Origin of the sequence: Streptomyces sp. NBC_01460 (assembly GCF_036227405.1) — a bacterium.
GTDB lineage: Bacteria > Actinomycetota > Actinomycetes > Streptomycetales > Streptomycetaceae > Streptomyces.
On sequence record NZ_CP109473.1, the window covers coordinates 8073791 to 8095960 of the forward strand.

Below are 22170 nucleotides of genomic sequence, written 5' to 3' on the forward strand. Positions count from 1 at the left end.
CCAGTAGTAGGACCACTGGACGTAGGCACAACTGTGGCCTGGGTGAATGCCGTGAGGTGGGGCAGGCTGGATGCTGTGCCCGGACCGAAGGCTGCCGGGCGCAGGACCACTCCTTAGGAGCATTCCCGCATGACCACTGTCGCTGCGTACGCCGCCCCCTCCGCCAAGGCCCCGCTCGAGCGCACCACCATCGAACGGCGCGCGGTCGGCGAGTTCGACGTCCTGATCGACATCAAGTTCGCCGGCATCTGCCACTCGGACATCCATCAGGCCCGCGACGGGTGGAGCGAGGGCATATTCCCGATGGTCCCCGGCCATGAGATCGCCGGGGTCGTCACCGAGACCGGCTCCGGCGTCACCAGGTTCGCCGTGGGCGACCGGGTGGGCGTCGGCTGCATGGTCGACTCCTGCCGCGAGTGCGACAACTGCAAGGCCGGCCTCGAGCAGTACTGCGTCAAGGGCAACACCGGCACGTACAACGCCCTCGACAAGAACGGCGAGCCCACCTACGGCGGCTACTCCACGCACATCGTCGTGGACGAGAACTACACCGTTCGCATCCCCGACGGCCTGTCGCTGGACGAGGCCGCGCCGCTGCTCTGCGCGGGCATCACCACGTACTCCCCGCTGAAGCACTGGAAGGCCGGCCCCGGCAAGAAGGTCGCCGTCCTCGGCATGGGCGGCCTCGGACACGTGGGCGTCAAGATCGCCCACGCGCTCGGTGCGGAGGTGACCGTGCTCTCGCAGTCCCTGCGCAAGCGGGACGACGGGCTGAAGCTGGGCGCCGACCACTACTACGCCACCAGCGACCCGAAGACCTTCGAGGACCTGGCCGGCACGTTCGACATCATCCTGTCCACGGTGTCGGCGCCCCTGGACTTCGGCGCCTACCTCGCCCTCCTGAAGACGGACGGCGCGCTGGTCAACGTCGGCGCCCCCGAGGAGCCCATCTCCGTCAACCTCTTCTCCCTGATCGGCGGACGCAAGTCCCTCTCGGGCTCCGGCATCGGGGGCATTCAGGAGACCCAGGAGATGCTGGACTTCTGCGCCGAGCACGGATTCGGCGCGGAGATCGAGCTGATCGGCGCGTCCGAGATCAACGAGGCGTACGAGCGTGTGCTGAACAGCGACGTCCGCTACCGGTTCGTGATCGACGCGGCGACCATCTGAGGCCCGCCGTCTGACCGCCCTGCCTGACCGCCCCGCCTGCTCAGCCGTCGTTGCGCAGGTGGGGCGGCGGCGTCGTGGCGGTGTCGAGGAAGAAGGAGTCGATGCTCTGGACCGTCTCCATGAAGTCGTCGAGGTTGACGGGCTTGGTGACGTACGCGTTGGCGTGCTGGCGGTAGGCGTCCTCGACGTCGTCCGGCGCGGCGGACGTGGTCAGTACGACGATGGGGATGCTCGCCAGATCGCTGTCGTTCTTGAGGACGTTCAGCAGCTCCCGGCCGTTCATTCGGGGCATGTTCAGGTCGAGCACGATCAGGTCCGGCCGGTCGGTCTGCGGGTCACGGAGGTACTCCAGCGCCGCGACGCCGTCGTCGGCCCGCTGGATCCCGCGTGCCATGCCGTGCTCCGTCAGCGCCTCCTCGATCAGCATGGCGTCCGCCATGTCGTCCTCGACGAGCAGGACGGTGTAGGTGCGGGGGGCGAGGCCGTTCATGAGCGAGCTCCGGGTCTTGTGGTGGGGTAGCGGGCGTGATGCCGGGCGAGTGGTGAAGACGAGTCCGGGCCAGCGTTTGCGGGCCCCCTGGCGGCTGACGCCCCAGGCTCTCCCCAGCTGGGGGTAGCCGGCGCCCTCCAGGGCGGCGGCCCGCGCGGCCAGAGCCGCGCACTCCTCCACCGCCCGGCCCAGGTAGGCCAGGGCGCGCAGCGAGGCCAGTGCGTCGCTCGGGGGCTGGTCGGTGCCCTCCTCGCCGACGTCCGGCACCGGCGAGCCGAGGGTGAGCAGCCGGGCGGCTTCGGCGACGGCCGCACGTGCCCGTTCGGCCAGCTCCTCCTGTTCGGCGCTCGTCTGCGTCTCTACTGCCATGGATGCACCGTAGACGCCGGGGCACCCCGTCGACAACCATGGTTGTCCTCGCGGGTAAGGTGGCGCCGCCCGGTGCGCCACCGGGCCCAGGGAGGGTGGACCGACGTGCAGACCGACACCGTTCAGCAGACCTCGGTCACACCGCCGCGGTCCGCCCAGGACGGCTGGACCACGCGTGGCTGGCTGAGCGCCGGTTCCGCGGCGGCGCTGGTGCTCCTGCTCGTCCTGACCGGGTGCGGCGTCTGGGTCCTGGCCCACGCCACCGACGTGAACAGGCGGCTCACCGATCGCTGGTCGCCCGCCCTGATCGCCTCCGTGCGGATGGAAAGCGCCCTGATCAACCAGGAGACGGGCATCCGCGGATACGGGATGACGGGGAAGCGTGAATTCCTCGAGCCCTATCGGGAGGGCGTGGCCCAGGAGAGAGCCGCGGCCAGGGAACTGGCACGGCTGACCGGCGGCGACGAGCAGTCGACGGCCGACCTCGCCCGGGTGCGCGAGCGGTCCGAGCGCTGGCAGGCCGCGACCGCCCGCCCCGTGAGCGAGGCGGGCGACCCCGTGGCCTCGGCCAGGGAGCGCGTCGAGTCGGGCAAGGACACGTTCGACGCCCTTCGTGCCTCACTGACCGAGCAGCAGACCCACATCGAGGCCGCACGGGACGCGGCGCGCAGCGACCTGGACGGTGCGCGCTCCCTGCGCAACACGGTCTTCACCACGATCGCGTGCGTGGTCCTCGCCCTCATCGCTCTCGCCTTCGCCGGGCTGCGCCGCGGCGTCCAACTGCCCCTGGACCAGCTGCGCACGGACGTCCGGAAGATCGCGGACGGCAGGTTCGGACACTCCATCGTCCCCTCCGGCCCCGCCGACCTCCGGGCGCTCGCCACCGACGTGGACGGCATGCGCCGGCGCCTCTCCGGTGAACTGGAGTTCAGCGACCGGGCGCGGGCCCAGCTCGACGAACAGGCCACGGAGCTGCGCCGCTCCAACGAGGAGCTCGAACAATTCGCCTACGTGGCGTCCCACGACCTCCAGGAGCCGCTGCGCAAGGTCGCCAGCTTCTGCCAGCTCCTGGAACGCCGCTACGCGGAGCAGCTCGACGACCGCGCCAAGCAGTACATCTCCTTCGCGGTCGACGGTGCCAACCGTATGCAGACCCTCATCGGCGACCTCCTCGCGTTCTCCCGCGTCGGACGTCTGCACGCCGAGGACGCCGACGTCGCACTCGAACCCGTGCTGCGCCGCACCACCAGCTCCCTGGGCCTGGTCATCGAGGAGAGCGGGGCCATCCTCACCCACGACCCGCTCCCCTCGGTCCACGGCGACCCGACCCAGCTCGGCGTCCTGCTGCAGAACCTGATCTCCAACGCCATCAAGTTCCGTGCCCCGGGCGTCGTGCCCCGCATCCACGTCAGCGCGCACGAAACGGTGGCCGCCCCGGACGGTCCCGAGGACGCCGGCCCCCGCTGGGAGTTCGCCGTGAGCGACAACGGGATCGGGGTCGGCCCGGAGTACGCCGAGCGGATCTTCGTCATCTTCCAGCGCCTCCACACCCGTGACACCTATCCGGGGAACGGCATCGGCCTCGCCCTCTGCAAGAAGATCGTCGAGTACCACGGCGGGACGATCACCCTGGACACGGACCACACCCCCGGTACCCGCTTCGTCTTCACCCTTCCCGCGGCGCACGAGGACGCGTCCGCCGCAGATGCCGAGAGCTAGGCAGTCTCGCTACGCTGTCTACTCGGCTGTCCGCTCGACCATTGGCTCCTCTGCCAGGCGCGCTCGGTCTCGCGGATCTTGCGTGCATTCGCTCGCGCACCGCATCGGTCGAAGACGTAAAGACGGACGCCCTTCGCCTTCACCGGGCAGCGGTGGCCGGCCGAGTCCAGGTCCTCGATGTTCACGTCCGGGATCTGACCGCGGAGGGCACGGCCTAGAGTTGTCGCTGTCGGCGTGGTCAGCAGCTCGCACGAGCTGATGCGTCCCGGACCGCAGGGCGATGGGAGACACAGATGGGCTCGTTCGATGTGCTGTTGGACGACGAACGCGCCCAGCTCGATGCGTTCGTGGAGGAGTACCGGGGTGCCGTCGAGGCGACCCTCGACGGCCTCACCGAAGAGCAGGCCCGCCGGCGCCTCGTCTCATCGGCAACAACGTTGCTCGGACTGCTCAAGCACGTCACGTGGATGCAGCGGGTGTGGTTCGAGGAATGCGTCGGCGGCACATCCCGTCGGGAACTCGGCTTGGTCCAGAACCCGGACGAGTCCTTCCGGCTCGCCGACGACGACACCGTCGCCTCTGTCACGGCGGCCCACCAGGAGGCCTGCGCGCGAGCCCTGGCGGCGGTCGCCGAGCTGCCGCTGGACAAGGTCGTGACCGGCCACCGAACCGGCCCACGCACTCTGCGTTGGGTGTACCTGCAAGTCCTGCGCGAACTGGCCCATCACTGCGGGCACGCGGACATCCTGCGTGAGCAGCTACGTGCCGCCGGCCCCGGTCCGAAGCCGGACCCAACGGCGTAGTAGCCGGAGCGGTGACAGGCGTGGCCTCGTCCAAGGCAGAGCCTCCCACTTCGTGAAGCAGCAGGAGCGACCGGGCCGGGTTCAGGCTCGCAGGAATGCCTCCAGCGCCGTTGCCAGCGCCACCGGGGTCTCGTGCATCGGGTAGTGGCCGCTGTTGGCGATCTCCTCGAGTTCGGCGTTCGGGTAGTGGCTGAGCCACGTTCCCCGCATCACCTCGGCTGTCAGGGCGAGATCGTGCTCGCCGACGATGACCTTGACCGGGATGCGGCTGCCGACGATCCTCTCGGTCAGGTCGGCGGAGACCCAGTCCTTGACGTAACCGCCGAATGCCTCGCGGGTCGAGAGTTGGAGGGAGCGGTCGACCATCAGATCGACCCATACCCGGCTGGCGCGTTGACCGGTGACGAGGTCCATGATCGCCAGCCGCTTGTCACGGTCCTGTGCAGCACCGTAGAAGAGCGCCTCGCCGTCAGCGTCGAGCGGGTACGCCCCGGCGGGGACGGGTGCGAGCCCGACCATTTTGCGCACCCGCTGCGGGGCTTGCGCCAGTACCTGCTGAACGGCCTTGCCGCCCATGGAGTGGCCGACGAGGGAGAAGCGCTGCCAGCCGAGTTCGTCGGCCAGAGTGAGGGCGTCATCGGCGATCTCGGCGAGTGTGTACGCACCGGTCACGGCCTTGCGGTCGCCGTAGCCGCGGTAGTCGAGGAAGGCGTAGCTGAAGGTGTCGCCGTCGAGGTAGTCCAGGAAGGATCCCCACCCGGCGCTGGTGCCGAACCAGTCGTGAAGCACCAGGACCCTGTGGTCACCGGATCCGAGCAGACGGTGCGCAGTGCTCATGGCGTGGGTTCCTCCTGTGATGAGTGTTCGGACGTGCGCATGAGTGGTGTCCGATCCTGCTGCTGAAGGGCGCGCGGTCCTGGTCCGCCTGCGGCCCCCACACACCCCGCGATCTCGAACCAGTACGTTCGCCCTCGTCCAGGCTGCGGAGACCTGTGCCGATGAACGCGTGGGAGCGGACGAACACGTGCGCGTCTCTCACGTCCACCGAGAGGGAACCGAAGCCCTTCCCACCGTCGAACCACCTCGCGGTGTCCCGCGTCATACGTGGGCGTCCTTCGTTCACACCACGGCGCGCACACGCGCGTCGGCCGTGGCCCCGCGACCCGGCTCCTGCATCCATTCCCCTCGGAGGGACCTGCGAACCGGCGACGCCGCTGCCGCTCCCGAGCCGCCCCCTGCGCACCGGGACACCTGGGCTGAGCGGCTTCCGCCACATGTTGCTCGATGACTGGTCGGCCTGGCTGGTTCGACCGGCCAGGCCTCTCGTCCGCCCTGCTCCGCGCGCGCCCAGCGCTGTCGACGACGCCGACCGGCCCCGGCCCGGGGGAGGGGGCGGCGGAACTTTCGACTCGCAGATGACAAAGTATGGACTTCTTCAGCAGAAGTCCCCTAGCGTGGCGGCGCCACCGCAGCCCCTTGCGTAGTCGCGGATCCGTACAGCCCCGCCGGAGTGCCACCACCCTGCTGGAGGACCGATGCAGTTACGGCTGTTCCCACGTGCCCGAAGAAGGCTCACGACTCTGTTCGTCGCGGGTTCTCTCGCCGGAGGTGTCCTCTCCGGCTCGCCGGCCGCCGCCCTCTCCGCCGACATCCCGCTCCAGGAGCCAGGCGTCACCCTGCGCGTCTTCGACACCCAGGTGCCACTCAGCACCCTGTGCACACTCAAACCGGGTCAGACGCCGAACGTGGACAAGCTGATGCCGACCGTGGACTGGTCCGCGACAGGCGATTTCGGCGGCTACGCGGACAACTTCGTGGCCGAGGTCTCCGGATACCTGGTGATTCCCGCCGACGGGACCTACACCTTCCGCCTCAACAGCGACGACGGCTCGCGGCTCACCGTCGACGGCCGGGAGGTCATCGACCACGACGGTCTGCACGGTGCCGAGCCCAAGGACGGTTCCGTCCAACTCACCGCCGGATCGCATCCGTTCACGGTCGACTACTTCGAGCGGGGCGGCGAGCAGCAGCTGACCCTGGCGTGGAGGCCGCCGGGTGCGGACGGCTTCGCCGTCGTCCCGAGCGCGGCCCTGAGCACCGACGCCGGGGTCGTCCGCGTGACCGCGCCGGGCCGCAAGGAGTGCGAGTCGGGCGCGGACAGCCCCGGCGACGGCCTGCCGCTCGCCGACGTACGCCCCGACCTCGACCTCACCGAGCTGCGCCCGGACGGCTTCGAACCGCAGGTCACCGGCATGGACTGGCTGCCGGACGGCCGGCTGGCCCTCTCCACCTGGGGCGGCTCCGAGAACCGGACGGGAGAGGTGTACCTCCTCGACCACGTCACCGGTGACACCAGCCGCGACAAGGTGACGGTGAAGAAGGTCGCGGAGGGTCTGCGCGAGCCGATGGGCATCGCGTACGTCGACGGGTCGCTGTACGTCTCGCAGAAGCACGAGCTGACGCAACTCGTCGACAAGGACGAGGACTTCGTCACCGACGAGTACCGCACGGTCGCGACATGGCCGTACGGCGGGAACTTCCACGAGTTCGCGTTCGGGCTGCTGTACCGGGACGGCTCCTTCTACGTGAACCTGTCCGTCGCCATCGACTACGGCGGTGCGACCACCACTCCGCAGCCGGCGGAGGGCCGCGGCACGACGTACAAGGTCAACAAGAAGACGGGGAAGATCCGGGCGATCGCGGGCGGACTGCGGACCCCGAACGGCATCGGCTGGGGCCCCGGCGGCTCGCTCTTCACCACGGACAACCAGGGCGGCTGGCTGCCGGCGTCGAAGCTCGTCCAGATCAAGCAGGACCGCTTCTTCAACCACTACACCCAGCCCTCGGGCGGATTCGACAACCGCCCCGTCACCCAGCCGGTGCTCTGGCTCCCGCAGAACGAGATAGGCAACTCTCCCAGCACCCCGCTGTACCTGACCGAGGGCCGGTTCGCCGGCCAGATGCTGATCGGCGACGTCACCTACGGCGGACTCCAGCGCGCCTACCTGGAAAAGGTGAAGGGGGAGTACCAGGGCGCCGTGTTCCGCTACACGCAGGGACTCGAAGCCGGCGTCAACCGCATCACCATGGGGCCCGACGGGGCGATATACGCCGGCGGCCTCGGCGCCGACGGCAACTGGGGACAGGAGGGGAAGCTGAAGTTCGGCCTGCAGAAGCTCACACCGAACGGCGGTAACACCTTCGACATCCAGGAGATGCGCGCGGTCCCCGGCGGCTTCGACCTGGAGTACACCCAGCCGCTGTCGGAGGCCACCGCGGAGAATCTGACCTCCCGTTACCAGGCGGAGCAGTGGCGTTACACCCCCACCTCCGACTACGGCGGCCCGAAGATCGGTGAGGAGCGGCTCACCGTGCGCACCGCGACCCTCGCCGACGACGGCCGTACGGTCCAGCTGCGGTTCGACGGCCTCAAGCCCGGCCGGGTCGTGCACCTGCGCTCACCGCGTCCCTTCGCCTCCGCGTCCGGCGAGGCGCTGTGGAGCACGGAGGCCTGGTACACGCTCAACGCCCTGCCCGGGAAGCAGCCCCCGGCGGCGACGCTGTACGAGGCGGAGGAGGCGCGGCTCACCGGCACGGCGGGGATCCACACCGACCACACCGGGTATGCGGGCAGCGGCTTCGTCGACCGTTACGACACGGAGGGCAAGGCCGCCACGACCTTCGACGTGACGGTCCCCGAGGCCGGCGCGTACGACGTGAACCTGCGCTACTCCAACGGCCCCAACCCCTTCCAGGGCACGAAATCGCTCTCCCTCCACGTCAACGGGGAGAAGCTCAGGCAGACGAGACTCCCCTCGACCGGGACCTGGGACGCCTGGTCGACGCAGACCGAGCGGGTCTCCCTGCACGCGGGGCCCAACACGGTCTCGTACCGCTTCGACCCCGGTGACACCGGTCATGTGAACCTCGACCTGATCACCGTGCGTCCTCATGGCGCCGCCGTCTCCCTCTTCGACGGCACCACCGCCTCCCAGGAGCAGTGGCAGCACACGGACGGCCGGCGCCTCGAATGGCCGACGGCCGCCGAGAAGTCGATGGAGGTGTGCTGCGGCGACATCCGGACCAAGGAGGCCTACCAGGACTTCAAGCTGAGCCTGGAGTTCAGGGTGCCTCTGCTGCCGGACGACGTGACCGGCCAGGACCGGGGCAACAGCGGTGTCTATCTCCAGGACCGCTACGAGCTCCAGATCCTCGACTCCTTCGGTGACACCACCCTCGACACGAACGAGGCGGGGGCGATCTACCAGAAGAAGGCACCGGACGCCAACGCGGCCACTGCTCCGGAGACGTGGCAGACGTACGACGTCACGTTCCGCGCGGCGCGCTTCGACGCAGGCGGCACCAAGACCGCCGACGCCCGGGTGACGGTGGTGTGGAACGGCCGCACGGTCCACGACGACATCGCGATCGACGGGCCGACCGGCGCGGGTCTGCCGGAGAGCCCGGCGGCCGGAGCGATCCGCCTCCAGGACCACGGGAACAAGGTGCGGTTCCGCACCATCCGGATCGAACCGCTGAGCTGAGGCTCGGGACCGGAACCGTGGCGCGGTCTCCCCACGAACTGTGGGGGGCCCGCGCCGCAGGCATGTCCGTCACCGAGGACGGCGGCCGGTGTCCGACACCCCGTACGACCGGTTCCGGTATCAGCCCGCCGTTCCCTCCGACGCGTGCCAGGCCTTCGAGAGACCCTCGAGCCATGCCGGAGGCAGTTCCGCCTGCTCCCACTCCACCCGCAGCGCCGACGGTGCGCTGATCAGCCGCTCGAGCACGGCGACGCTCGAAGGGGAGTGGAGGAGGGAGTAGCGGCCGTGGACGGCGATGCGGCTGCGCGGCCCGTACTGCGTGTACAGCCGTTCCAGCCGCTGCCGATGGGAGTCGGTGAACTGCTCCAGCCGGCCGGCGTAACGGGCCCGTCCCACGACACTCATCGTGCCGAGCACCGCCGTGAGGACGTCGTCCGACACCTCCGGATCAAGGTCCGAGGCGTCGCTGAAGGCGAGATAGAGCGGCGTCACGGCGACCTTCGCACGCTCCACATCCATCCTTCCGACCGGGTGATGGCCTCCTGCGGCCCCTCCTGCGGCTTCACCGACGGCCCGGTCGACGGCACGCTCGGCGACGCGGACGAGTTCGTCGCCGAGGGCCCGGGCCCCGTCCTGCCAGCCGACGGCATACGGTTCTTCTCTCCCGGCCGGGACACCCGCCGCCTTCTCCGCTTCGCCGTGCGCCTCGGCGATCGCCCCGGCCTCCACCAGGGCGATCAGCTCTTCGGCGTCGTCCCGGAAGACTCCCGCACGGTGCAGCAGTTCGAAGATGGTGTTCTTCGCGTTCCTCACGTTGGCGGGGTCCAGCGCGTGCCGGCCCCTCTCGGCGGTGTTGATCGCGTCCCCCTCGTCGGCCCGTGGTCTGGTGCTTCACCATAGTTCGGGTCGGCGGTGCGCGGTGGGTGCCGCGGGTCGTCGCCACCGGGTCGTCGTTCCCGCCCGGTTCGAGCCGGACCGTCGACGGGGTCGTGGCGCCGACGGGCCGCGCCCTCACCGTGTGCGTGGTGAGGGCGCAGGCAGCTGCGGGGGCGTACGGGAGGCCGGTCACCGGCCGAGGGGCGTTCCGGCGACTGTCCGGACCGTGCGCGGAGGGGCGCGGTCAGAAGGTGAAGACCGCTCCTTCGGCCAGGCTCGCCCGCATTTCGCACGTGTTGCCGAAGGTGGCCGACCAGGAGACGCTGCGGCCCTGCCACACGCCGGTCGCGGAGAGGACGACGGGGTCCCACTGGCGCGTGCACCGTCCCTGCGGAAGCGGAGTGGTCAGCTGGGTGAACTCGCCCTCGACCTGCCGCAGTTCCGTGCAGGCCGCCTCCGGCGAGGGGTGGGTGCCGCTGGGGCGGGGCGCGCAGCTCAGGGTGACGGCGCGCTGGACGGTGGCCGGCGCGGTACCGCCCTTGCCGAGCGAGAGGACGAGGGCCGACGGTGCGTAGAGGCCGGCCGACTGCGAGGGCAGGGCGTGGGCGGTACCCATCGCGACGGTGCCGGAGACCAGAAGTGTCGACAGCGTGGTGAATGCGAGGGATCTGCGCATCGCGTGAAGCATTGGTGTGTCTCCTTGAATTCGGGGGGTGGTTGCGGTGAGGAGTCTGATGCCTGCGCGCAGTGACCGCACATCGATCAGCCCTTTCCGGCCCGACCGGTGTGCGGTTTGCCTACCGAATGGCCGTTCGGCCAGCTCGGAGGTGGTGCGTTCGACGCTCGCACGGTGTCCGGCATGTGGACAGAAGCGAGTGGTACAACCGCGAACTACCTTCTGACCTGCGTCGATCCTGAATTGGTCTCCGAGGGAAAAACCTGGCTTCGGCCGGAAAGCGGTGCCTGCGGCGAGCCGGTGAAGGGGCGCCGTGGCCCCATCGTGCGAGCCTCCTGCCGCGCGAGCGGGGTCATGCGGGCTTACTTTGGGTGGCGAGCTCGGCACGGTCGGCTACACCGCCTCCCCCTTCCTCGTGCGAGCCCGGAGGGACGCCATGCCTGAGCTGTTCATCGGTGGCCGGTGGAGCGCTGCCCTCGAGGGCGGAACGCGCGAGATCCGCTGCCCCGCCGACGGTGAGCTGGTCGCCGTCGTCGACGAGGCGGGAGAACGTGACGCGGCCGCGGCGGTGGCCGCCGCGCGCGAGGCCTTCGACCGGGGGCCGTGGCCGCGCACGCCCGCCGCCGAGCGCGGCCGGCTGCTGCTGCGTGTGGCCGACCTGCTCGAACGGGACAAGGACGCGTTCGCCAGAGCCGAGACCCTGGACACGGGGAAGCGGCTCGTGGAGAGCGAGTACGACATGGACGACATCGCGAACTGCTTCCGGTACTTCGGCAACCTGGTCGCCTCCGGCGGTACCGACCGCGTCGTCGACACGGGTGATCCCGGGATCGACAGCAGGGTGGTCCACGAACCGGTAGGGGTCTGCTCGTTGATCACGCCGTGGAACTACCCGCTGCTGCAGACGGCCTGGAAGGTGGCCCCTGCCGTCGCCGCGGGCAACACGTTCGTCCTCAAACCGAGCGAGCTCACGCCCCACACCTCGATCCTCCTGATGCACGCGCTCACCGAGGCCGGACTGCCGCCCGGTGTGGCCAATCTGGTGCTCGGCGCCGGGGCGACCGCCGGCGCGCCCCTGAGCTCGGACCCGCGCGTGGACATGGTCTCCTTCACCGGTGGCCTGGTCACCGGCCGGCTCATCATGGCGGCGGCCGCACCCACCGTGAAGAAGATCGCGCTCGAACTGGGCGGTAAGAACCCCAATATCGTGTTCGCCGACACCGAGTTCGACACCGCGGTCGACTACGCGCTGATGGCGGTGTTCCTGCACGCCGGGCAGGTCTGCTCGGCCGGCGCCCGGCTGCTCGTGCAGGACGACCTGCACGACGCCTTCGTCGACGAGCTCGTACGGCGCGCCCAGGACATCCGGCTCGGCGGACCGTTCGACGAGGACGCCCGCAGCGGGCCGCTGATCTCGGCTGCGCACCGCGACAAGGTCGAGGCATACGTGGCCGCTGGTCTGGCGGAGGGCGCCGTACTGCGCTGCGGCGGCGCCCGCCCGGACGACCCGGCGCTGCGGAACGGCTTCTACTACCTGCCCACCGTTCTCGACGAGTGCACGCCGGACATGACCGTCGTGCGCGACGAGTCCTTCGGCCCGGTCCTGACCGTCGAGCGCTTCCGGGAGGAGGCGGAGGCCGTCGCCCTCGCCAACGACACCGTCTACGGTCTGGCCGGGGCGGTCTGGACGCAGGACGCCGAGCGGGCTCACCGGGTGGCCGCCGGGCTGCGCGCGGGGACCGTCTGGATCAACGACTTCCATCCGTACGTACCGCAGGCCGAGTGGGGCGGAATGAAGCAGTCCGGCGTCGGCCGCGAGCTCGGCCCGGCCGGTCTCGCGGAGTACCAGGAGGCCAAGCACATCTGGCGCAACACCGCGGCGAGGCCGCAGAGGTGGTTCGAATGAGCAATTCCGCCCCCACGGGCCCCGACCCGGCGAGCACCCCGCCGCCCGGCACCGGGGCCGACGGCATCCACGACGACGACTCACTCGCCGAACTCGGCTACAAGCCCGAGCTCAAGCGGACCCTGGGCAACTTCCACACCTTCGCCGCGGGCATCAGCTACATCTCGATCCTGACCGGCACCTTCCAGCTGTTCTACTTCGGCGTGAGCTTCGGCGGACCGGCCTACTGGTGGTCCTGGCCCATGGTCTTCGTCGGCCAGCTGATGGTCGCCCTGTGCTTCTGCGAGCTCGCCGCCCGCTACCCGGTGGCCGGCTCGATCTACAACTGGGCCAAGTGCATGGGCGGCCCGCACGTCGGCTGGCTCGGCGGCTGGATGATGATGACCGCCACCATGGTCTCGCTCTCCGCCGTGGCGCTCGCGTACCAGATCACGCTTCCGCAGATCGACAGCTGGTTCCAGTTCGTCGGCGACGGCACCGGCAAGAACGACGCGGCGACGAACGCCGTACTCCTCGGCACCGTCCTGATCCTCTTCTCCACCCTGGTCAACGCCTTCGGTGTCCAGCTCATGGCCCGGATCAACTCCGCGGGCGTGTTCATCGAGCTGATCGCCGCCGTCGCGCTGATCATCTTCCTCGCCGCACACATCACCCGCGGTCCCAGCAGCGTCCTGACGGACACGTACGGGCTGGGTGAGGGCCGGACCCTCGGCTACTTCGGCGCCTTCCTCACCGCCTCACTCGCGTCCGCATACGTGATGTACGGCTTCGACACCGCGTCGTCGCTCGGCGAGGAGTCGCACAATCCGGGCCGCAACGCACCCCGCGCGATCCTGCGGGCGCTCATCGCGTCGTTCCTCATCGGAGGGCTCATCCTGCTCTTCGCACTGCTGGCGGTGCCGGACCTGGCCGCGAAGGAGCTGTCGACCGGTGGTCTGCAGTACGTGGTGCTGGAGACGCTCGGTTCGACCATCGGCGAGATCTTCCTGTGGTGCGTGGTCGTGGCCATCACCGTCTGCGTGCTCGCCGTGCAGGCCGCCGGCATCCGGCTGATGTTCGCCATGGCACGGGACAACAACCTTCCCGCAGGCTCGGTACTGGCCAAGGTCAGCCCCCGCTTCCAGACCCCGGTGGTGCCCGCCGTCGTGATCGGCGTGGTGGGCGTCGTCATCCTGGTGATCAACATCAACCAGCCGCAGATCTTCTCGGTGATCACCAGCATCGCCGTCATCATGATCTACCTGGCCTATCTGATGGTCACGGCTCCCATGCTGATCCGCCGGCTGCGCGGAGCCTGGCACCCGGCCGAAGGCAGCTTCTCGCTGGGCCGGTTCGGGCTGCCGGTCAACATCCTCGCCGTCCTGTGGGGGGCGGGCATGGCGCTCAACCTCGCCTGGCCCCGCGCCGAGGTCTACAACGCGACGGGCCCCCAGCACTGGTACCTGCGCTGGGGCGCGTTCGTCTTCATCGGCATCGTCGCCGTCGGGGGCTTCACCTACTACTGGTTCGTACAACGGCACAGGACCGGTGTCCTCGAGAGCCACCGCACCGAGGTGAACGACCCGACGGGCTCCGCACCGCCGCCCGCCTAGCCGCGACGCCCGCACCGCCGCGGTCCGTCCCTCCCAAGGATTCCGGAGAACAGAGATGCCCGCTGAGACCCGACCGCAGGACGAGTTCGACTACGTGGTGGTCGGCGGGGGAACAGCCGGTGCGGTCGTCGCCGCCCGGCTGTCCGAGGACCCCTCCGTCACCGTCTGCGTCCTGGAGGCCGGTCCCTCCGACGTGGGGGACGACAACATCCTGCAGCTCGACCGGTGGATGGGGCTGCTGGAATCCGGTTACGACTGGGACTACCCGGTGGAGCCGCAGGACAACGGCAACAGCTTCATGCGGCACGCCCGCGCCAAGGTCCTCGGCGGCTGTTCGTCCCACAACTCCTGCATCGCCTTCTGGGCACCGGCCGAGGACCTCGACGAGTGGGGCGCCCTGGGGTGCGAGGGCTGGAGCGCCGCGGACTGCTTCCCGCTCTACCAACGGCTGGAGACCAACGACGCACCCGGCGACCACCACGGGCGCAACGGGCCGGTGACCATCCGCACGATCCCGCCGAGCGACCCGTGCGGAGCGGCCCTGCTGGAGGCCTGTGCCGAAGCCGGAATCCCCACCACACCGTTCAACACCGGTACGACGGTGACCCGCGGGGCGCACTGGTTCCAGATCAACGCCCGCCCCGACGGGACGCGTTCGTCCGCCTCCGTCTCCTACCTGCACCCGGTCCTCGGCCGGCGGCCCAACCTCGAGGTGCGGACCGGACTGCAGGCCAAGCGGCTGGTCCTCGACGCCGGACAGCGCTGCACCGGTGTCGAATACCTGACGCCCGACCTCATCCACACGCGCACAGTCGGCGCGCGGCGCGAAGTGGTCGTGTCCTGCGGCTCCATCGACGCCCCGAAACTGCTGATGCTCTCGGGGATCGGCCCGGCGGAGCATCTGCGCGAGACCGGGGTGGACGTCCGGGTCGACTCACCGGCGGTCGGCTCCCACCTCCAGGACCACCCGGAGGGCGTGATCATGTGGGAGGCGCGGCAGCCCATGGTCACCTCGTCCACCCAGTGGTGGGAGATCGGCATCTTCGCCGACACCGAACCCGGCCTGGACCGCCCCGACCTGATGTTCCACTACGGATCCGTGCCCTTCGACATGAACACCTACCGGCGCGGATACCCGACCTCCGAGAACGCCTTCTGCCTCACACCCAACGTCACCCGCGCCCGGTCCATGGGAACCGTCCGGCTCCGCACCCGCGACTTCCGGGACAAGCCGCGGGTCGACCCCCGCTACTTCACGGACGAGCACGACGTACGCGTGATGACCCACGGGCTGCGGCTCGCCCGGGACATCGTCGGCCGGGCACCGATGGCCGCCTGGGCCGGCCGGGAACTGGCGCCGGGGACCGGTGCCGGAAGCGACGCGGAGCTCCTCGACTACATCCGGCAGACCCACAACACCGTCTACCACCCGGCCGGCACGGTGCGGATGGGAGCCGCGGACGACCCGGAGGCGGCCCTCGACCCGCAGCTGCGGGTGAAGGGGGTGCAAGGGCTGCGCGTGGCGGACGCGTCGGTGATGCCGTTCCTGCCCGCCGTCAACCCCTGCATCACCACGATGATGATCGGCGAGAAGTGCGCGGACATGATCAGGGGGGCCCGGGGCTGAGGCCGGGGGACGAGGAGTGCGGCGCGGGCGGCGCCGCACTCCTCGTCGTCGCCCCTCAACGGAACGCCGCGTCCTGCGGCCGAGGGCCGGTCACACGTCAGCGGACGCGCTTGCCGGTGGCCGCCTTCTTGGCCGTCCGCCCGGCGTTGGCCGTCTTCTTCGCCGGGACCGCACGCGACGCACCGGCCTTCGCGGCGGCCTGCGTCTCGCTTCCCGCGTCCGCCGTGGTGAGGGCCCCCGCACTGTTCTCCAGGTGGGCGCGGACGAACCACTGGAACTGTTCCAGGGAACGGAGGTGCTCGATGAGCAGGTCCTCGGTGACCGGGTCGATGGAGGCGGCCTTCGCGGCTGCCTTCCGGTGGTCCTCGATGATTCCCGTGTAGACGAGGTCGAGGGCGCCGAGGTGGGCGATCGCGTCCGCCCTGCCCACGCTGTAGTCGTCCCACGTCCGCTCGGCCACCAGCACTCCCGCCGTGCCCTGCGGCACGCCGCCCAGCGCCGAGATGCGTTCGGCGGTGGCGTCCGCCATGTCCCGGACCGCCAGCGTCTGCGGGTCGAGCATTTCGTGCACGGCGATGAAGTGCGGGCCGATCACGTTCCAGTGGATGTGCTTCAGGGTGAGCGCCAGGTCGTTGAGCGAGTGCAGACGCATCTTCAGCAGTTCGATCACCCGCCCGCCGTCCTTGGTGCTGAGGCCGGGAACGGTGTAGCGGGGGGTGGGGGTCTGAGGCGGCATGATGCTCCTGGGAGGAGGGGACGGTCTACCGCTGTTCATCTGCCACCAGGACGTGCGGGGTCACGCGTCCCGGCGCCCGATTCCACTTGACCGGCCCTGCCGGAACGGCGAAGACGCGGCCCGCACGACGCGTGGAGGAAGGCCGAGCGGCGCCGGCCGACCGGTACGGGTGCCCAGCGGCCCCGCTCATGTCCGCCGCGCGGCAGGCCTACGCGGTGAGAGCGGGAGCCGATTCCGTACCGCGCGGGCGGCGGTTGCCCAGGGCCAGCGGGACCAGGGAGATCGCCACCGCCCCGAGCACGGCCGCCACGGCGAACGTCGTGAAGCCGAGGCCCGCGTTCCCGCCGGCGAGCACCGCGCCGCCGAGGGTCGGGCCGACCACGGCGCCCGTGCGCCCGACGCCGGTGACCCAGCCCAGGCCGGTGGCGCGTTCACGGGGTCCGTAGACGCGGGAGGTGGCCGCGTAGACCATCACCTGGGCGCTGAACAGCCAGATGCCGGTGATGAAGACGATGACGTACGCGGCGCCGAGCGGCAGCTGCGCCCTGAGCAGGAACGTGCCCACGGCGGTCAGCACGAACCACAGGGCGGAGACCTTCACCGGACCGAACCTGTCCGCCGTGCGACCGGCTATCAGCATGCCCACGATGCCACCCGCGTTGATCACCATGAGGAAGGTGACCGAGGAGGAGAGGGAGTACCCGGTGGCGCGCATCAGCTCGGGGAGCCAGGTGGAGACCCCGTAGACGAGGAGAAGGCCCGCGAAGGACGCGGTCCAGAGCAGCGGGGTCGCCCAGCGCGTACCGGGGGCGAACAGGGCGGTGATCGCCGCCACGCGGCCCTTGGCGCCGGCGTGCGGGGCCTGTTGCGCGCTCGGGCGTTCCAGCCGGTAGCGGTCGGCGACGGCGTACGCCTGCTCTGCGCGTCCCCGGGCGAAGAGCACTCCCGGGGACTCCGGGAGCCACTTCAGCACCAGAGGGACAGCGATCAGGGCCGGGAGCACGCCTGCCCAGAACACCCAGCGCCAGCCGTGCTCGGGGGCCACGACGAGGCCGATGCCGGTGGCCGCCATGCCGCCCGCGTGGTACGAGGTCATCATCAGGCCGGTGGCGAGGGCCGCCCGGCGGGGTGGTGCGAACTCGGCGACGATCGCGAGGCCGATCGGCATGAGTCCGCCCAGGCCGAGTCCGGAGACGAAGCGTCCGGCGCCGAACACGGTGGCGCCGGTCGCGACCGCGCACAGGGCGGATCCGACCGAGAACAGCACGACGCTGCCCGTGACCAGGGGCTTCCGGCCGAGCCAGTCGGTCGACGTGCCTGCGGCCAGGGCGCCGAGCAGCATGCCGAAGGTGGTCCAGCTGCCGATGGAGCCCGCCAGCGCGGGCGTGAAGCCGAGACTCTCGTCGGCCAGGAGGTGCGGCATCGTCGCACCGTAGATGTTGACGTCCATGCCGTCGAAGAACACGGCGAGCCAGCACAGGGCGATGACCGGAGCGACGACCCTGAAGGAGCGGCCGTCCGGGGACGTGGTCGGGGCAGGCACGGGGCACTCGCTTTCTGCCACGGCTTTGTGGCGGGTGGACCGTCCCGTTCTCAGGGCGGAACTCCACGATCGGGGAGTGGGTGTTCGCCAGGTGAAAATAACTCCACTCTCGACGAGGCCGTGTGAGTTTCTCCCCGGCCTCCGCCGGTGTCAATGGGGGGCGCGGGACGGCTTTCCGGCGCCCGAACCCACGACGGGTGAGCCCGCAGGCGTGCGCCTGCGGGCTCCGGGGTCCTCGCGCCCCGGGCCGGTGAAGCCGCGAAGGGCGTATGTCGACTCGCCCCGCCGCACCTGCTCCTGTGAGGTCACGGCAGCGGCAACCCCGCGTAGTTCATGGCGAGTTCGGCCGCCGCGTGCGGAGAGGTGGCGATGCGGTCGAGCTGAGCGGTCTGGAGCCGCGTGTCGAAGGAGCTCTGGTCCGGATCGGTGTGCAGCGTCGTGGTCATGAAGTACGAGAAGTGCTCGGCCCGCCAGACGCGGCGCAGACAGGTGTCGGAATAGGCGTCCAGCAGATCGGTCTCACCGGCCGTGTGTCGCCGGATCAGCGCCCGCCCCAGCACGATCACGTCGGCCGCGGCCAGGTTGAGCCCCTTCGCGCCGGTGGGCGGCACGATGTGCGCCGCGTCCCCGGCCAGGAAGACGCGGCCGTACTGCATGGGCTCGGTGACCGAACTCCGCATCGGCAGAACGCTCTTGGAGGTGATGGGGCCGCGCTCCAGCTTCCACCCGTCGAGCGCGAACCGGGCGTCCAGCTCGTCCCAGATCCGCTCGTCGGACCAGTCCGCCGGATTCGTTCCGTTGGGTACCTGGAGGTACAGGCGGCTGACCTCGGGTGACCGCATGCTGTGCAGGGCGAAGCCGCGCGGTGAGTGGGCGTAGACCAACTCGTCGCAGGAGGGCGCCACATCGGCCAGGATGCCGAACCACGAATAGGGGTAGACCCGTTCGTAGGTCCGCCGGATGTGCTCGGGCACGGCCGTCCGGGTCACTCCGTGGAAGCCGTCGCAGCCCACGACGTAGTCGCACGTCAGGGTCTTGTCCTGGCCCTCGTGCGTGTAGTGGATCGCCGGGCGGTCGGTGTCCGCTCCTTCGACCGAGCGGACCTCGGCCCCGAAGTGGAGGGCGGCGCCGTCGGCCGACTGGAGGGCTATGAGGTCCTTGACGACCTCGGTCTGCGCGTACACCCAGACACGGCGACCGCCCGTCAGCGAGGGGAAGTCGATCCGGTGCGCCCGACCCTCCCAGCGCAGCTCCACGCCGTCGTGGACCAGCCCTTCGGCCTCCAGCCGCTCGGCCGCCTCCACCTCGCGCAGGGCGTCGACGGTGGACTGTTCGAGGATGCCCGCCCGTTGCCGCTGCTCGACATAGGCGCGATCGCGGCTCTCCAGGACGACGCAGTCGACGCCCGCCCGGTGGAGCAGCCGCGACAGCAGCAGTCCGGCCGGGCCGCCCCCGACGATTCCTACGGTCGTGTGCACCGTTCGTTCTCCTTCGTACGGGGGCTTCCCTGAGGTCGGCCACGCCGGCCCGGATGTCCAGGGGCGGCCTTGTCGCCCCCCAGGCCGCGCCTCATCGGTTCCGTTGTTCGCATGGTGAAGTTTCCTTCACTCGATGCGGTGAGTTTGCCGCCCGCATCGAAGCCCTGTCAATGGTTGGGCATGTGGAGAAGGAGGGGCGGCGCGTCAGTTCGCGGCGAGCCTTGCCGGCGTCGGCCGTGCGACGCGGGCGGCGAGGAGGAGAGCGGTGAGGGCGGTGAAGGTGATGCCCCGCCAGCCGAGAGTGTTGAGCAGCGGCGCGGCGAGCGAGGTGCCGACCGCTCCGATCGTGAAGTACAGCACGAGGTAGACGCTGCTGAGGCTGCCGGACTGCTGCGGGGCGAGAGCGATGATGCGGCTCTGGTTGGCGGCCTGGGCGGCGAAGCATCCCGCGTCGAACACGGCGAGCCCGAGCGCCGTGACCGGCGGGGTGTCCAGGCCGCAGGCCAGCAGGGCGGCACCGGCCGCGGCGGCCAGGATGCCCGCGCTGATCAGGACGTGCGGGGCGTACCGGTCGGTGAGGCGTCCGGTGAGGGGGAGCACCGCGAAGCCGAGGAGTCCGGCCAGGCTGTACAGGCCGATGGCGGTCGGCCCGAGGTGGTAGGGACCCTGGGCCAGGGCGAGGGCCAGCGCGACCCAGATGAGGTTGAAGGTGAAGTACCAGAGCCCGCCGGTGGCCACCGCGCGGCGCAGCTGCGGGTGCCGATGCAGGAGCGGGGGCAGCGACGCGAGGGTGGCACGGTAGGTGCGGCGGGCGAGCGGCCGCTGTCCGGGGAGGAACCTGGCGGCGGCGAGTGCGCCGAGCAGGGCGAGGACCGAGAAGACGAGCAGCATGCGCCGCCACCCGAGGGCGTCCGTGAGCGCTCCTCCCGCAACGCGGCTGAGCAGGATGCCCGCCGACATGCCGGCGGCCACGGTGGCGACCCCGGTCCCGCGGCGTCCGGGCAGGGCGTCGCGGCCGGCGATGTTGCCGGCCTGGGCCGCGACTCCCGCCGCCGCGCCGATGAGCAGGTACGCGGTCAGCAGGACGGGCGCGCCGGGTGCGGCTGCCGCCAGGGTGAGTGCGGCTGCCAGGGCGGCGAGCTGGGCCGGGATCAGGCGGTTGGGGGCCAGGCGGTCGGTGAGGGGGAGCAGGAAGGCGAAGCCGAGCACGCAGCCGCCGAGCGCCGCCGCCGGGACGAGGCCGATCACGGAGAGCGGTGCGCCCAGGTCGGCGGCGACCGTCGCGAGCGCGGGCTGGAGGGCGTAGTTGTTCGCTATCGCCGTCCCCGCTATGGCGGCGAGAAGGAAGGTGCCGCCGCGGGAGAGGGGACGGGTCACGGCTGGGTGCCGCGGGAGAGGACGACGGCGTAGCGGCACTCGGCGTCGGTGGTGTTGGCGAAGACGCGGGGGGTGGGCTCGCCGAGCTCGATGGTGTCGCCCGCGTCGAGTTCGTGGACGGTGTCGCCCTCGTGGAAGGTCAGGTGGCCGTCCAGGACCCAGACGACCTGCCGCACGAAGGCGAAGGCCGCGGCCGGATAGGGCACACGGGTCCTCGCGGGCAGACGGATCTCGGCGATCTCCGCCGGGAAGTGCGGGCCGGTGATCTGACGGCGCCGGTATCCGGTGTCGGGGTCACGCCACTCCGACGCGTCGGCCAGGCGGCGTACCCCGGCGGTTCCGGTCGCCGTGTCCTCCTGTGTCTCCTCCGGCAGGGCGACCAGGGAGGCGATGCTGAGCTGGAAGGCGGCGGACAGTTTGCCGACGACGACGGCGGTGGGACTGCTCTCGCCGCGCTCGATCCGGCTGATCATGGCCTGGGAGACGCCGGAGGCCTCGGCCAGCTGTGCCAGCGTCCACCGGCGTCGCTCCCGCTCGGTACGCACACGTGCCGCGATCCGGAGAACCAGAGGATCTACTATGTTGGACATGAATCCAATATACGAGAGGGGTGGAGCGGTGGCGGTGCGTCCGGCACACTCGGGCGACACGGAAGCCATCCGCGAGATCCGTAACCACGCGGTGGAGCACTCGACGGCTCTGTGGACGGGCTGCAGGCTGTCCTCGGCCGAGGGTGTCGCCTGGCTCGCCGCGCACCTGGAGCGCGGTTCCGCGTTCGTGGCCGAGGTGGACGGCGAGGTGGCCGGGTACGGCGCGTACGCCCCGTGGCGGGAGCTGGACGGGTTCCGCCACACCATGGAGAACTCGGTCTACGTCCGCGACGGCCGGCACGGGCTCGGCATCGGCTCCGCGCTGCTCGGTGCCCTCGTCGTCTCCGCCCGTGAGGCCGGTCATCACAGCTTGATCGCCGGTATCGAAGCCGGGAACGCCGCGTCGATCCGGCTGCACGAGCGGTTCGGGTTCCGCGCTGTCGGCACGGTGCCGGAGGCCGGTACCAAATTCGGCCGCTGGCTGGATCTGACGCTGATGCAGCTGTCGCTGACCTGAGGCGCCGGCGCTCCTGCGTCGGCCGGGCCGGCCGGCCGCGGCCCACCGGGGCCGCCCGTGCATCGACGCTGCTCACGGAGGCGCGGCGGGGAGTCCGGCCCGACCTGCGGACCAGCGAAGTATGCCGCGGTGTCCGAGATGTCCCCTCTTGCCGCCC

17 protein-coding genes are annotated in these 22170 nt (G+C 70.5%); 8 read left to right on the plus strand and 9 right to left on the minus strand.

The window, feature by feature from the left end; translation table 11 throughout:
- The first annotated feature begins 129 nt into the window (after positions 1 to 129).
- Positions 130 to 1170: an NAD(P)-dependent alcohol dehydrogenase gene (locus OG488_RS35965; RefSeq protein WP_329237054.1), complete on the plus strand. Its 1041-nt coding sequence runs from the start codon at positions 130 to 132 to the stop codon at positions 1168 to 1170.
- Positions 1171 to 1210: 40 nt separating this feature from the next.
- Here OG488_RS35965 and OG488_RS35970 read toward each other — a convergent pair whose 3' ends face one another.
- Entirely contained in the window at positions 1211 to 2029 is an 819-nt protein-coding gene (locus tag OG488_RS35970) for a response regulator (protein ID WP_329237057.1), read from the minus strand.
- A 105-nt stretch (positions 2030 to 2134) separates the two neighbouring features.
- On the opposite strand from OG488_RS35970, the gene OG488_RS35975 reads away from it, so the two are divergent.
- Both OG488_RS35975 and OG488_RS35980 read left to right on the plus strand, forming a co-directional pair.
- Complete coding sequence (locus OG488_RS35975) at positions 2135 to 3748, plus strand: sensor histidine kinase (RefSeq protein ID WP_329237060.1); 1614 nt, start codon at positions 2135 to 2137, stop codon at positions 3746 to 3748.
- 293 nt (positions 3749 to 4041) lie between these two features.
- Positions 4042 to 4551, plus strand: a complete 510-nt coding sequence (locus OG488_RS35980; RefSeq protein WP_329237062.1) for a DinB family protein — start codon at positions 4042 to 4044, stop codon at positions 4549 to 4551.
- A gap of 81 nt (positions 4552 to 4632) precedes the next feature.
- On the opposite strand, the gene OG488_RS35985 is transcribed toward OG488_RS35980, so the two are convergent.
- A complete protein-coding gene (locus OG488_RS35985) occupies positions 4633 to 5388 on the minus strand; it encodes an alpha/beta fold hydrolase (protein WP_329237065.1) in 756 nt (251 codons plus the stop codon).
- 698 nt (positions 5389 to 6086) lie between these two features.
- On the opposite strand from OG488_RS35985, the gene OG488_RS35990 reads away from it, so the two are divergent.
- A complete protein-coding gene (locus tag OG488_RS35990) occupies positions 6087 to 9095 on the plus strand; it encodes a family 16 glycoside hydrolase (RefSeq protein ID WP_329237068.1) in 3009 nt (1002 codons plus the stop codon).
- Positions 9096 to 9215: 120 nt separating this feature from the next.
- Here OG488_RS35990 and OG488_RS35995 read toward each other — a convergent pair whose 3' ends face one another.
- Together OG488_RS35995 and OG488_RS36000 are read right to left on the minus strand one after the other, a co-directional pair.
- Positions 9216 to 9908 carry a hypothetical protein gene (locus OG488_RS35995; RefSeq protein WP_329237071.1) on the minus strand — a complete coding sequence of 231 codons (693 nt, stop codon included), beginning with the start codon at positions 9906 to 9908 and terminating at the stop codon, positions 9216 to 9218.
- Positions 9909 to 10215: 307 nt separating this feature from the next.
- The gene (locus OG488_RS36000; protein WP_329237073.1) at positions 10216 to 10647 is read right to left on the minus strand and encodes an SSI family serine proteinase inhibitor; all 432 of its coding nucleotides are present in this window, start codon (positions 10645 to 10647) and stop codon (positions 10216 to 10218) included.
- Positions 10648 to 11083: 436 nt separating this feature from the next.
- On the opposite strand from OG488_RS36000, the gene OG488_RS36005 reads away from it, so the two are divergent.
- From OG488_RS36005 to OG488_RS36015, 3 genes are read left to right on the plus strand one after another with little or no spacing between them, the layout of a single operon-like run.
- A complete protein-coding gene (locus OG488_RS36005; protein ID WP_329237075.1) occupies positions 11084 to 12553 on the plus strand; it encodes an aldehyde dehydrogenase family protein in 1470 nt (489 codons plus the stop codon).
- The gene (locus OG488_RS36010; RefSeq protein WP_329237079.1) at positions 12550 to 14145 is read left to right on the plus strand and encodes an APC family permease; all 1596 of its coding nucleotides are present in this window, start codon (positions 12550 to 12552) and stop codon (positions 14143 to 14145) included. Before OG488_RS36005 ends, OG488_RS36010 begins: the two co-directional genes overlap by 4 nt.
- A 55-nt stretch (positions 14146 to 14200) precedes the next feature.
- Entirely contained in the window at positions 14201 to 15772 is a 1572-nt protein-coding gene (locus OG488_RS36015; RefSeq protein ID WP_329237082.1) for a GMC family oxidoreductase, read from the plus strand.
- Positions 15773 to 15869: 97 nt separating this feature from the next.
- Here the strand turns inward: OG488_RS36015 and OG488_RS36020 are convergent, their stop codons facing one another.
- From OG488_RS36020 to OG488_RS36040, 5 genes are all read right to left on the minus strand, one after another.
- Positions 15870 to 16508, minus strand: coding sequence for a Dps family protein (locus OG488_RS36020; protein WP_329237084.1), 639 nt, complete (start codon positions 16506 to 16508; stop codon positions 15870 to 15872).
- Between the two features lie 208 nt (positions 16509 to 16716).
- Complete coding sequence (locus tag OG488_RS36025) at positions 16717 to 18051, minus strand: MFS transporter (RefSeq protein ID WP_329237086.1); 1335 nt, start codon at positions 18049 to 18051, stop codon at positions 16717 to 16719.
- 305 nt (positions 18052 to 18356) lie between these two features.
- Positions 18357 to 19529: a 4-hydroxybenzoate 3-monooxygenase gene (locus OG488_RS36030; RefSeq protein WP_329237089.1), complete on the minus strand. Its 1173-nt coding sequence runs from the start codon at positions 19527 to 19529 to the stop codon at positions 18357 to 18359.
- Between the two features lie 204 nt (positions 19530 to 19733).
- Complete coding sequence (locus OG488_RS36035) at positions 19734 to 20906, minus strand: MFS transporter (protein ID WP_329237092.1); 1173 nt, start codon at positions 20904 to 20906, stop codon at positions 19734 to 19736.
- Positions 20903 to 21496: a helix-turn-helix domain-containing protein gene (locus OG488_RS36040; protein ID WP_329237095.1), complete on the minus strand. Its 594-nt coding sequence runs from the start codon at positions 21494 to 21496 to the stop codon at positions 20903 to 20905. Before OG488_RS36040 ends, OG488_RS36035 begins: the two co-directional genes overlap by 4 nt.
- Between OG488_RS36040 and OG488_RS36045 the strand changes: the two genes are divergently transcribed.
- A complete protein-coding gene (locus tag OG488_RS36045; protein WP_329237098.1) occupies positions 21495 to 22013 on the plus strand; it encodes a GNAT family N-acetyltransferase in 519 nt (172 codons plus the stop codon). The two genes, OG488_RS36040 and OG488_RS36045, sit on opposite strands and share 2 nt — an antisense overlap.
- Positions 22014 to 22170 lie beyond the last annotated feature (157 nt).

Bases quoted from the DNA above. Each gene is read 5' to 3' on its own strand.
- OG488_RS35965 (WP_329237054.1), top strand. From the start codon at position 130: ATGACCACTGTCGCTGCGTACGCCGCCCCCTCCGCCAAGGCCCCGCTC.
- OG488_RS35970 (WP_329237057.1), bottom strand. From the start codon at position 2,029: ATGGCAGTAGAGACGCAGACGAGCGCCGAACAGGAGGAGCTGGCCGAA.
- OG488_RS35980 (WP_329237062.1), top strand. From the start codon at position 4,042: ATGGGCTCGTTCGATGTGCTGTTGGACGACGAACGCGCCCAGCTCGAT.
- OG488_RS35985 (WP_329237065.1), bottom strand. From the start codon at position 5,388: ATGAGCACTGCGCACCGTCTGCTCGGATCCGGTGACCACAGGGTCCTG.
- OG488_RS35990 (WP_329237068.1), top strand. From the start codon at position 6,087: ATGCAGTTACGGCTGTTCCCACGTGCCCGAAGAAGGCTCACGACTCTG.
- OG488_RS36000 (WP_329237073.1), bottom strand. From the start codon at position 10,647: ATGCGCAGATCCCTCGCATTCACCACGCTGTCGACACTTCTGGTCTCC.
- OG488_RS36005 (WP_329237075.1), top strand. From the start codon at position 11,084: ATGCCTGAGCTGTTCATCGGTGGCCGGTGGAGCGCTGCCCTCGAGGGC.
- OG488_RS36010 (WP_329237079.1), top strand. From the start codon at position 12,550: ATGAGCAATTCCGCCCCCACGGGCCCCGACCCGGCGAGCACCCCGCCG.
- OG488_RS36015 (WP_329237082.1), top strand. From the start codon at position 14,201: ATGCCCGCTGAGACCCGACCGCAGGACGAGTTCGACTACGTGGTGGTC.
- OG488_RS36020 (WP_329237084.1), bottom strand. From the start codon at position 16,508: ATGCCGCCTCAGACCCCCACCCCCCGCTACACCGTTCCCGGCCTCAGC.
- OG488_RS36045 (WP_329237098.1), top strand. From the start codon at position 21,495: ATGAATCCAATATACGAGAGGGGTGGAGCGGTGGCGGTGCGTCCGGCA.
- OG488_RS36040 (WP_329237095.1), bottom strand. From the start codon at position 21,496: ATGTCCAACATAGTAGATCCTCTGGTTCTCCGGATCGCGGCACGTGTG.